Below are 11595 nucleotides of genomic sequence, written 5' to 3'. Positions count from 1 at the left end.
GGCCATACTGTTCACAACCCAATAACATTAAAATCTCCCATGGTACCTTAAACGGTATAGGACTTTTGCTTGGCTTGAATACCGATAATTCGATTACCAGCTATTTTTCCAGACTCAATGATCCCAATGCTATTATTACTGTTTCCGGACACAGCTTAGGGGGAGCATTGTCGCCAGCTTTGGCGCTGGTTCTTTTTGGTGCTAATACTTCCTTTTCCGAGATATCCGCACAAGCTAAAAATCAAAAGTGGACAACAAGAACGTACGCGTTTGCAGGTCCGGATGTGGGCAATAGCGATTATGTGAATTATCTTAAGGAAACTTTTCCACCAGAGGCCGAACCAGCAGTAAAATGGCAGCAGTTTAACTGCAAAATCTGGAATAATCTCGACATCGTTCCTCAGGTATGGTCAAAAGGTTTTGAATCGTATATCGATACTATTTATGGCAAACAACTTGATACATCGGAGGCAGTTAAAGCTCTTTTATTTACGCTTAATCTTGCCCTATTAGGCCACAACGGAGGTACAAATCCATACATGTGTTCCGACACCAACAAAGATGGTCAGTTTGCAGGCACCTTTCAAACAGCCTTACCAACAAATGGCCCAATGATAGCAGATGATTGCTCCAATAGCGCCTGTTCATCAACCAAAACGTCGATGGCAGAATGTAATTTTGTAGGTCAGATACTATATCAGCATATCAATGCTTATTTTGAAGAAATTGGCGTAATTGATTTTCTCAATGCCGTGACAGCCGGAAGTAAACCGATGAGTGTATGCAGCATCAAGCAAAAGCTATTGCCTTAATGACGCTAAAAACAATAGAATAAAACTAATTAGGGATTCTAAATTTAACGTAATCCCGGAAAAAGTTAGACTTTATTAGTTGAGCAATTATGAGAGTTCGGTATTCTACCGAACTCTTTTCCCATAAAGTAGTTAGATAGTTTATTTGGTCATGTTAAATAATAAACTCCTACTTGGCTGCATCTAATACAAATTTATATTTTAGAATCATTATTAATCTAAACAAAAATTTTACGATTTATTATTTCTAAAAATCCCTCATCTTCCAATTTTTTTATTGCTCTAATAACTGTTTCTATTCTTAACGCCGTAATAGAAGCTAATTGTTTTCTTGTTAAAGTAATTTCAAAAGAGTATTTTGACTCATCTTCGCTGAAGCTTTTAAAATAATTTAATACCCCTTTCAATCTTATAGTTGGTTGAAGAGACAAATTGCTTTGCATTAGCACAAATTTTTGGTATAAACGCCCAGATATAAACCTGTTTATATCAACTGAAACTTCAGGATGAGCTGCTATTAGATCAAAAAAATTCGGCTTTGGTAATTTCAACACTTTACATGCATCGAGACTCACTGCATTTACCGGATAACATTTATCTATGAAAAGTAGTAGTTCACAAACGCTTTCACCAGGTACAAGAATACTTTGTATTAATTCTTTGCCTTCTTTATCTTCATGGTTTAACTTTACATTTCCTGCTATGATTTGGTAATAATATCTTGGTTGATCACCTTCATTGAAAATGACTTCATTAGGCTTATATTGATGTTCCGTAGCTCCATATGATACGAGAAGATCTTCATAAATGATAGATTTTTTTTTCATTTTACCTTTTTTATCGTTCATTTTTTAATTGTTTTTCATATGATTATTACTATTTTATGATTCTTTTACCAGCGGCGCAATTTTACATATTTATCAGTCATATCTTTTGGTCTGCCTTCATTTTTCCTATAACTTACACTGTCCCTAATCCTAAATAATCCAACTGTTGTTACTCCACTACTTTCTAATCTCCAAGCATTTAAAAGTAAATTATTTAATGATTGAGCTGTGTGTTTTTTAGATTTTACACCGCTTACTTTGGCAATATAGATTTTTTCGATGCCTACATTTTTTAAAGCATTGGTCTGTGAATCTAAATTTGATCAGTCATGCTTGGAACGTAACAATTGACATGGTACATTCTTCCACTTATAACAAATATAATGTAATTTATGATGAAAATGTACTTAAAATAATTGAATACACAAAAAGACAGTAGATGGATTCTTCCGAAAAAGTCCTCAGAATCAAGAATTTGAAATAATAAGCTAAATTACAAGAAATTTTTAACTAAGAATAAGTATTGCAATTCTTGCAGTACCGGAACATACAAAATGAAACATCGATCCAGATATTAGAAATACGGTTAACTTTATAGTAAGGGAATATCTTATAATCTGTAATGATACTGTTATATTAAAGCTTGCTTCGTAGAATAATCAGGTCCCGATAATATACAGAATACACAGCATCAGAGGCTTTATTTGGTATCAGTTCAATTATTTTGTTTTCTTTAAAATACTGCCATAATTCACCACAATCTATTTTCGTTTTTTCTTTTAGTTTTAATCCTATAATTTGAAAATTTTTATTTTTTTATTTAATAATTTAAATTGTTAATAGTGAATAAAATACAATTGAGATAAAATAGAGAGAAAACTCATTTCTCTCTATTTAGCACGCAACTATATTGCGCTAATAAGTAAATGGATCCTAATTCAGTTTTCCGCCCAAAGCTTTAAACAAGAGTACATTGTTTTTCGTGTTTTCGTGCTGGAATTTAAGCAAATCCAACTCAGCCTGAAGTTTGCTTTTCTGGGCATTAATCAACTCAAAATAATTGGCGTAACCCGTGATGTACAAATCATTGGAAACCTCGATTCCTTTGTCGAGAAACTTCACTTCTTCTTCTTTTAAATCCAAGACACGCTGAAATATTTTAGTCTGTTTTAAAATAGACTGAAGTTCATTAAAAGCAGTTGTTACACTTTTCTGATAATTCAAAAATGCAATTTCCTGTTCGCTGTTGGCAATATTGAACTCGTATTTCAGCTGTCCTTTATTGAAAACAGGAACCATCAATCCGCCCAAAAGCTGACCTGCCAAAGAAGCAGGTTTGAAAATCGTTTCTGCTGAAAAAGAATTCAATCCGAAGGTTGCACCCAAATCAATTTTGGGATAAAAAGCTGCTCTTGCCGCTTTTGCGTCTGCGTGTGAAGCTTGCAAAGAATAGTAATTGGAAACCACATCCGGTCTGGAATGAATTACTGCATCCACATTAATATTTTTATTCAACATCTCGAAGTTTGTCGGCAAAAGTGTCGAACTTCTTTCGATTTCACCACCATAAACTCCAGTTAATGTTGCGATTGCCTGTTTTACGGTGACAATTTCAACTTTAATGTGTTCTATTTCTGCTAACCAGTTATTGTTCTGAGCTTTAAACTGTTGAACTGCAAGTTCTGTCACCTTCCCGACTTCCCGTTGCGCTTTAATAATTTCAAAAGCTCTTTTCTGCAGATTGTAGTTGTCCTGATAGATTTTCAGACGTTTGTCTAAAGCAATCAAATCATAATACAGATTGGCAATATCCGTAAACAAATCGATTTGAAGTAGTTTTAAACCTTCTTCTGAAGCCAGAAATTTATTCTGAGCGGAAAGCTTTTTGTTTTTCAGTTTTCCCCAGGCATCGATTTCCCAACTGCTTCTTGCACCCATCCAGTAATTCGGGGTAAAAGTTGTGTTGATTCTTTGTTGAGCATTAATATTCTGGGAAAGATTGGTATCGTAATTCCCCACTCCTTCCATCGTATATTTTCCGTAACGGTCGCCCGAAACAATCGCTCCGGCATCGAGAGACGGAAGTAATTCTGTTTTTGAACGCTTCAGGAAACTGTTCGCCATTTCGACTCTTTGTTGGGCGATTTTAAAATCCGGATTGGCCTGTTTTACCTGTTCGAAAAGTTTCAGGAGATTCTGGTCTGTGAAATAGGTATTCAAATCAATTCCGGTAAAATCTCCACTGTTCGGAATGGTTTCCGAGGTTTGTAATTCAGGCGTTTCTTTTACTTCTTTTATCGCAGTTACTTTTGGGACGGCACACGACGTTAATGCCAATGCTGCTGCGCTCCAAACTGCGAGTTTCAATTTATTTCTTTTCATTCTTCTTTCTGTTTTCAAGGGTTGCGAAAAAAATGTATAATCCCGGAATAATAATCAGTCCGAAAACGGTTCCGATGAACATTCCACCTGCAGCTGCAGTTCCGATTGAACGGTTTCCAATAGCTCCAGCTCCTGAAGCGATACACAGCGGAGTTAATCCTGCAATAAACGCGAATGAAGTCATCAGAATCGGACGGAGACGCTGTTTCGCCCCCTCAATCGCAGCGGGAATAATATCATTTCCTTCTTTATGACTTGCGACGGCAAATTCTACAATCAGAATGGCATTTTTAGCCAACAATCCAATCAGCATTACCAAAGCAACCTGTGCGTAAATATTATTGTCTAATCCGCAAACCAGCAATGCGATATAGGAACCGAAAATTCCGGTTGGTAAACTCAGTAAAACCGGCATTGGTAAAAGGAAACTTTCATATTGAGCGGCTAATAAAAGATATACGAAAACCAGACAGACAATGAAAATATAAACCGTTTGATTTCCGGAGAGAATTTCTTCCCTTGTCATTCCAGACCATTCGATTTCAAAACCTTTCGGAAGGCTTTCCTCAGCTATCTTTTCGACGACAGCAATCGCATCTCCGGAACTGTAACCTTCGGAAGGTTCGCCGTTAATCATCGCAGACATATACATATTGTAACGGGTCAAAACTTCCGGTCCGTACACCCTTTCAATCGTGATGAAAGTGGAGAAAGGAACCATTTCGCCTTTGTCATTTTTTAAATATAAATTCAGAATGCTTTCCGGCGTTTCACGATATTCCGGACTTGCCTGAACCATTACTTTGTACATCTGCCTGAATCGGATAAAATTCGTTGCGTAATAAGAACCCAACATCGTTTGCAACGTCGACATCGCATTATCCACCGAAATTCCTTTTTTCGACGCCATATCATAATCGATATTGATCATATACTGCGGGAATGTTGCGTCAAAACTCGTGAAACTGTTTTTCAGTTCGGGCGTTTCATTCAGTTTCTTGACAAAATCTTTCGTGACTTTATCCATATTTTCGATACTTCCGCCCGTTCTGTCGAGAAGACGAAGTTCAAAACCACTCGTGTTACCAAATCCGGGAACGGTCGGCGGTGCAAAAGCTTCAATTTCGGCATCAGCAATCCCCTTTGTTTTTTCTGTTAATTCTTTGATGAAATCTTCGATGGATTTGTCTCTTTCACTCCAGTCTTTCAGGTTAATCATCGCCATTCCGTAGGATGAACCGGCAATTTCCGTTACGACGCTGTAACCTGCCAAAGTCGTTACGTTTTCTACGCCATCGATTTTTTTGGCAATCGCTGTAATTTCATCTAAAACTTTTTCCGTTCGCTCAACCGTCGCACCTTGAGGAGTTGTGACGCTTACATAAGCCATTCCCTGATCTTCCATCGGAATAAATCCTGAGGCTAAAAATTTGGTCGTTCCCCAAGTCAAGACGATGAATACCGTCAATAATCCAAAAGTTACGATTGTTCGGGTGGCGAATTTTGATAAAACTTTTACATATCCATTGGTTACTTTTTCAAGGAAAATATTAAACCTATTGAAGAATTTATCAATAATTCCTTTCTTTTTATCGTGATTATGAGGTTTTAAAATTAAAGCACATAAAGCGGGAGTCAACGTCAATGCATTGATTCCAGAAATCACAATACTTATCGCCAACGTTAATGAAAACTGTCGGTAAAAAACGCCGACCGGACCATCCAGAAATGCCACCGGAAGAAACACCGCTGACATTACCAACGTAATCGCCACAACTGCTCCTGCAATTTCTTTTGTTGCAATAACCGTAGCTTCGTAAGGTGCATAACCTTCTTCCATCTTAACGTGAACCGCCTCGACGACGACAATCGCATTATCAACGACAATTCCGATGGCTAAAACCAAGGCAAAAAGCGTCAACAAATTCACGGAGAAATCCAGCATATCCATAAAGGCAAATGTTCCGACCAATGCGACGGGAACCGCCAAAACAGGAATCAGTGTGGAACGCCAATCCTGAAGAAAAAGGAAGACCACAATCGCCACGAGAATAAAGGCTTCAATCAAAGTATGCAATACCGCACTGATAGATGCATCTAAAAATCTCGAAACGTCATACGCCATATTGTAATCCATTCCGGGAGGGAAAGAATTGACTTTGAGTTCGGCCATTTTATCCTTCACATTCTGAATGACTTCTGAAGCGTTTGAACCCGGTCTCTGTTTCATCATAATTGACGCTGAAGGTCTGCCGTCTGTTTTGGAAACCATTCCATACGTCATTGCACCAAATTCTACTTTGGCAATATCTTTCAGTTTTAAAATTGTTCCTTCTTCATCTGCTCTGATTGGTATTTCTTCGTATTGTTTAGGCTCAGAAAATTTACCTTTATATTTTACAACATACTGTAGCTGACCCGCTTTTTTACCTGAAGATTCACCGACTTTTCCCGGAGCTGCGGAAATATTCTGTTTCTGAAGGGCTGTAAAATTGTAAATAAACTGTTCATCCTGACTCGGGTCTGTACTTGTGATGTTGAGATACATCAACATACTGTTCACCTCTTTTTCTGTGGTAACTCCGGCTCTGATTACTTCTTCGGGCAACTCATCTAGAATTGTTGTGACTCTGTTCTGAACATTTACCGCTGCTAAATCGGGATCTGTTCCAACCTCAAAGAACACCTGTATCAAAGTCAAACCGTCATTGGAAGTCACCGTTGACATATACGTCATTCCCGGAACACCGTTAATCGCTCGTTCCAAAGGCAAAGCCACCGCATCTGCAGAAACTTCGGCATTGGCTCCGGTATATTTTGCCGTCACCGTTACGGAAGGCGGAACAATATCAGGGAATTGGGTAATCGGCATCTTCGTCAATGCCATAATTCCTACCAACACAAAGACAATGGAAATCACCAACGAAAGCACTTTTCGTTTTATAAACATCTCTACCATAATTGATTATTTAAGAATTAAAGTCTGTTCTTGATTTTGATTTCATCTCCGTCTTTAAGTGACTGAGTGCCTTCATAAATAATCAAATCTCCTTTTTTGAGACCGCTTTCGACGAGGTAAGAATCCTTTAAAGCTGTGCCGACCTCGATGCTGGTCATCTTCACTTTGTTGTTTTTATCTACCTTGAAGATGTAGGTTTTGTCCTGAATCGAGAATGTTGCTTTCTGAGGAATCATCAATACATTATTCTGAACTTCAGAAATAGTTAATTTTCCGGAAGTTCCATGTTTGATTAAGCGATCTGGGTTGGGAAATAAAACTTTGTATCGGATGGAACCTGTTGCTCTGTCGATTTCACTTTCAGCTGACTTTAAAGCACCGTTAAACTGATATGCCATTCCGTTGGGAAGTGTCAGTTCAATTTTCTGATGTTTTCCTAATTTGTCATTCGCTAACAATTCGAAATATTGATTTTCTGGAATGGAAAAATATGCAAAAACCTCATCCAGCTGAGACAAAGTGGTGAGCAAAGTTCCGTTGGTTACCAAACTTCCGTCTTTGTGAGGAATGATGTCAATTACGCCATCAAAAGGAGCGGTAACCGTTGTAAAATTGATTTTTTGCAACACGGCTTTTTTCTCAGCATATGCGAAAGCATATTTTGCTCTGGCTGAGGATAATTTAGCTTTTACCAGTTCCAGTTCATTATTGGCAACAAATTTTTTAGCGTGAAGACTTTCAATCTGCTTTAATTCGACTTCTGCGATACGCATATCGGCCTGAGTCTGCTTGATGGCTGCATTGGCTTTCAGAAGCTCCATTTGTAATTCGGCATCATTGATTTTGAATAAAGCCTGACCTCTTTTGACAAACTGACCCTCATTCACATAAATATGGTCTACAATTCCATCGATTCTTGAACGGATTTCGACATTTCTTTTAGCCTGAATATCCGTTACAAACTGATTGCTGACTAATGTATCTTTTTGCTTGACCTCAAAAACGGGTACTTCTCTATTATCTTTATTTTTATTCTGGGCACTTTTACCACAAGAAACTACGCATACTAATGCCAGAAAGCACTGTATGAAACATTTTGTATTCATTATAGAATTTTTATTACTAAAACTTGACGAAAAATAATTTGGATTTTAGGTCTTGATGCTTTAGAATAACTGCAGTAGATGTAGATAGGACTTTATCGCGGAGAAAAGCGCTTTAGGAATAATACGGCTGTTAATTTTTAACGTCTCAACAAATGTATGAATGTATCTCTCTGAAGAATAAGGAGTTGCGGTATTTGCGTAATACTGAGAGGTGCTTTTAGAACTATATTGAACAGCTTTAAGGTTAAAATATTTTTTACCTTTTATTTTAAGATTATCCTTACCTTTCATCTTTGCTACACAGATTGTTTGCAGAGTAGATTGTGCCCATCTCCAATTGCAAATGGAAAAGGTAAGAATGAAACACAAAAAAACCGATAATCTGGAGGCAAACATATTTTGTAAACAATTTATGTTCTAAAAGAAATTAGAATGATTTACAAATATAGGGTTATAATATGGAAATCCCTTTGCTTATAATGTTAAAAAGTTATTAAACGATAGTAAAATATTATTAAAAGTTTAGCAAATTCTAATGACAATGTACTTGTACGTAATTGATCTATTTTTATAAAATAACTAATTCTGCTATTCTTATGCAACTATTTAGATCAATTGTAACAATACTATTTATCATATAGATTTTTTCATCTAAGTAATCAACGTTTTTTAGCCAAAAAATACGATTTATTATATTCAAACATCTTATATATTTAATATTTTACTATAATGATTGTGAACATCTAAAGAAGTGCTGAAAACGGACTATCTTAATAAAAGAGAAAAGGATTAGATCAGTTACGGTATATTACTTTTTGTTTACCGAAGAAATATTTCCAAATTTTATTATTACTTTTGTAGCTTCTCATGCAAAAAACTTTGAAAACTTTTTTTGTTTTTTCACTGTTGCTGATTTTTCTATCGAATGTCAGCGGAACTACCCAATGTTTAGAGCATGCAAGACATTCAGTAACTAAAACTGCTTACAAGAAAGATTTTAAAGGGGAAAACTCCAAAACTATCTCTCAGGACGATGAATGTCAGTGTAATCTGCACTTGCATATGAATGCAAGCGTTCTTCCGGAAATTCAAAATCTGGATTTCGTTTTCCATACTTTAAACAACAGCGAAATACCTCAACCCAAGGCAAAAACTTACTGTTGTCTACTTGATTATTTCTCATCAAGAGCGCCTCCCGGCCTGTCATAATTTTAGTTTTCTTTAAAGCTAAAAACTCCATGTATTCAGATTATCTAAGTCTGGAACGACAGTTTCATGAGTAATTGGGGTTTAAACAGGTCCAGAATGCTTTTTTTTCAAATGGTTATTTTGATATACCAGCTCATCAATTTTTCATGTCAATTAATTTTCATTATGTTGGAATAATATATTTATTTCTAAAATCTTTTCATTGGACAACTCTAAGTTTTTTAATGTTTTCAATTGCGATTAAAGCACAGAGAACGAAAGGTGATTCAATTTCAACAATGATTCAAACGGTAGAAATCGTCGGGAAGAAAGTAATAGATTACACCTCCGATTATTCATTTGCTGGCGAAAAAAAGATGCCGCAAAAGGTTTCCAAATGATAGATGGCACAGTTAGTACCTCTTATAATTCCGCACTTACATTATATCAAACGATGGAATATAATACAATAACGCTTCAAACACTTAACGTCAACCCTTTTAATCTTACGTCGGGAACTCAGAATCATCATGGAAATAATTATTTTTTATTGAATATTATTAATCCGCCTCCGACGGCATTAATTCAAAATCACGCTGTTTATATTCAGCATTTGGCTACGTGTAAAAAATTCAACCTATTGACAGGAATTCGTCAGGAATGGTTTAAAGATATTACCAATTATAAAAAAACGGAAAAAAATTCTTTTCAAAATCAAAAACTACTTTATCGCGTCGGTTTCACCTATCGTGTTGCAGAGAATACCAATAGCTATGGAACGCACCTTACAGGTTGTCAGCCACCATACAAGATCACTTCATTAATACCACAAGCTTGGTGGACAGAACACCTTCGACTGTTCCCGGGAATGTTACGAAATTATCAATTCACAACAACTTATAAATTTTAAATTATGGATTTTTCAAACTTGAAACTCATTGTAAGGAAGACCAGGCAGGATCTTATCAAAGAAAAACAGAATCTCCTAATTACCATTGCCGTCCTCCTATTTTGCTTTCTGAGTATCGGTATTGGTTTCACAAAATACGCAGATACTTCTTCCAAAGTGAATGAATATCGGAAAGAAACCCGTGAAAACTGGGAAGATCGACCTGATAAACATCCGCATAGAATGGCGCATTACGGCTATTTGGTTTTCAGAATCGGACATCCGCTGAGTATCTTTGATAATGGATTGGATGAATATCTTGGAAATGTAATTTTTCTGGAGGCCCATAAACAGAATACCGATAATCTTTCGGAAGCCGGAAGCTCAGGAATTCTTGTCCGTTTCGGATCCTTTACAAGTGCATTTATTCTACAAAGCGTGGTTCCATTGATCATTATTTTTCTGGGATTCGCATTGATTGTTCGTGAAAGAGAAGATTCTACATTAAAAATATTGAACGTTCAGGGCGCATCAAAGAGAGAAATCTTATGGGGAAAAATTCTTGGACTATGGCAGTTTTCATTGGTATTTCTGCTTCCTGTGATACCCGTTGTATTTTTCGTTGCATTGATGACTGATGCTACAACTACAGTAGATATTTTGCTCAGATTAATGGTCATTTTACCGTGTTATATGATCTATTATTTTTTCTTCTGCACTTTAACGGTGTTGATCTCTGCAAACAGCAAAATTTCATCGTCAGCGTTAATTAGTTTAATCGGAAGCTGGCTGGTTCTCGTCATTTTTCTACCAAAAGGGGCTCAGTTTCTTGCGCAAAACCTATTCTCTACGCCATCCAGAATTGCATTTGAAACAACAGTTGAAGAAGAGGTGTTGAAAGTCGGAGACAGTCATAATCCTGATGATTCGCATTTTAAGCACATCAAAGATTCTTTACTTGCTACATACAATGTAAAAACAACCGATGAGCTTCCCATCAATTACGGTGGATTTGTGATGAAAGAAGGTGAAAAAATAAGTTCTAAAATCTATGCTGACCATTTGAAATCACTTGAAATCAAATACAATCAACAGCAAAAGCTCAACGAAATCTTTGGCTTTATCAATCCTGTAATGGTGATAAAAAACTTATCAATGTCCGCTTCTGGAACTGATTATTTTTCTTATCAGCAATTCAAAGAACAGTCAGAAGCTTATCGTTACAAGCTAGCTCAAAAAATGAATGATCTTCAGATTGAAAATATCAGCAACATCAAGCCTGCACCGGGAGAAAAACCGTCAATGGTAAGTAGAGAAAACTGGCAACAATTTCCTGATTTCAAGTATGAATTCACTTCTGTAAAAGAAAATATCAAGAATCAGATTATTTCTGTAACCGCTATTGTTTTCTGGCTGTTGCTTTGTGTTGTAT

8 protein-coding genes are annotated in these 11595 nt (G+C 36.4%); 4 read left to right on the top strand and 4 right to left on the bottom strand.

Annotated features, from left to right (window positions below):
- A partial coding sequence (locus AB4Y90_RS14115) for a lipase family protein (protein WP_441558188.1) occupies positions 1-812 on the top strand: 812 nt, incomplete at its 5' end.
- 218 nt (positions 813-1030) lie between these two features.
- On the opposite strand, the gene AB4Y90_RS14110 is transcribed toward AB4Y90_RS14115, so the two are convergent.
- The 4 genes from AB4Y90_RS14110 to AB4Y90_RS14095 all read right to left on the bottom strand — a co-directional run bounded on the left by AB4Y90_RS14110 (position 1031) and on the right by AB4Y90_RS14095 (position 8086).
- Positions 1031-1660, bottom strand: a complete 630-nt coding sequence (locus AB4Y90_RS14110) for a Crp/Fnr family transcriptional regulator (RefSeq protein ID WP_441558187.1) — start codon at positions 1658-1660, stop codon at positions 1031-1033.
- A 912-nt stretch (positions 1661-2572) separates the two neighbouring features.
- Complete coding sequence (locus AB4Y90_RS14105) at positions 2573-4021, bottom strand: TolC family protein (protein ID WP_441558186.1); 1449 nt, start codon at positions 4019-4021, stop codon at positions 2573-2575.
- Positions 4008-6980: an efflux RND transporter permease subunit gene (locus tag AB4Y90_RS14100; RefSeq protein ID WP_441558185.1), complete on the bottom strand. Its 2973-nt coding sequence runs from the start codon at positions 6978-6980 to the stop codon at positions 4008-4010. Before AB4Y90_RS14100 ends, AB4Y90_RS14105 begins: the two co-directional genes overlap by 14 nt.
- Positions 6981-6997: 17 nt before the next feature.
- Complete coding sequence (locus AB4Y90_RS14095; RefSeq protein ID WP_441558184.1) at positions 6998-8086, bottom strand: efflux RND transporter periplasmic adaptor subunit; 1089 nt, start codon at positions 8084-8086, stop codon at positions 6998-7000.
- 879 nt (positions 8087-8965) lie between these two features.
- Here AB4Y90_RS14095 and AB4Y90_RS14090 point away from each other — a divergent pair.
- The 3 genes from AB4Y90_RS14090 to AB4Y90_RS14080 form a co-directional block, all read left to right on the top strand.
- Complete coding sequence (locus tag AB4Y90_RS14090; protein WP_441558183.1) at positions 8966-9295, top strand: hypothetical protein; 330 nt, start codon at positions 8966-8968, stop codon at positions 9293-9295.
- Between the two features lie 433 nt (positions 9296-9728).
- Positions 9729-10184 (top strand): hypothetical protein, encoded by a 456-nt coding sequence (locus tag AB4Y90_RS14085; RefSeq protein ID WP_441558182.1) that lies wholly within the window; start codon positions 9729-9731, stop codon positions 10182-10184.
- 3 nt (positions 10185-10187) lie between these two features.
- The coding region (locus AB4Y90_RS14080) for an ABC transporter permease (protein ID WP_441558181.1) at positions 10188-11595 on the top strand (1408 nt) is incomplete at its 3' end.

The organism is Chryseobacterium sp. 2TAF14, from assembly GCF_052115105.1.
Taxonomy (GTDB): domain Bacteria; phylum Bacteroidota; class Bacteroidia; order Flavobacteriales; family Weeksellaceae; genus Chryseobacterium.
Note: the sequence above shows the minus strand (reverse complement) of the source record. Positions and strands in the feature narration are given on the sequence as shown.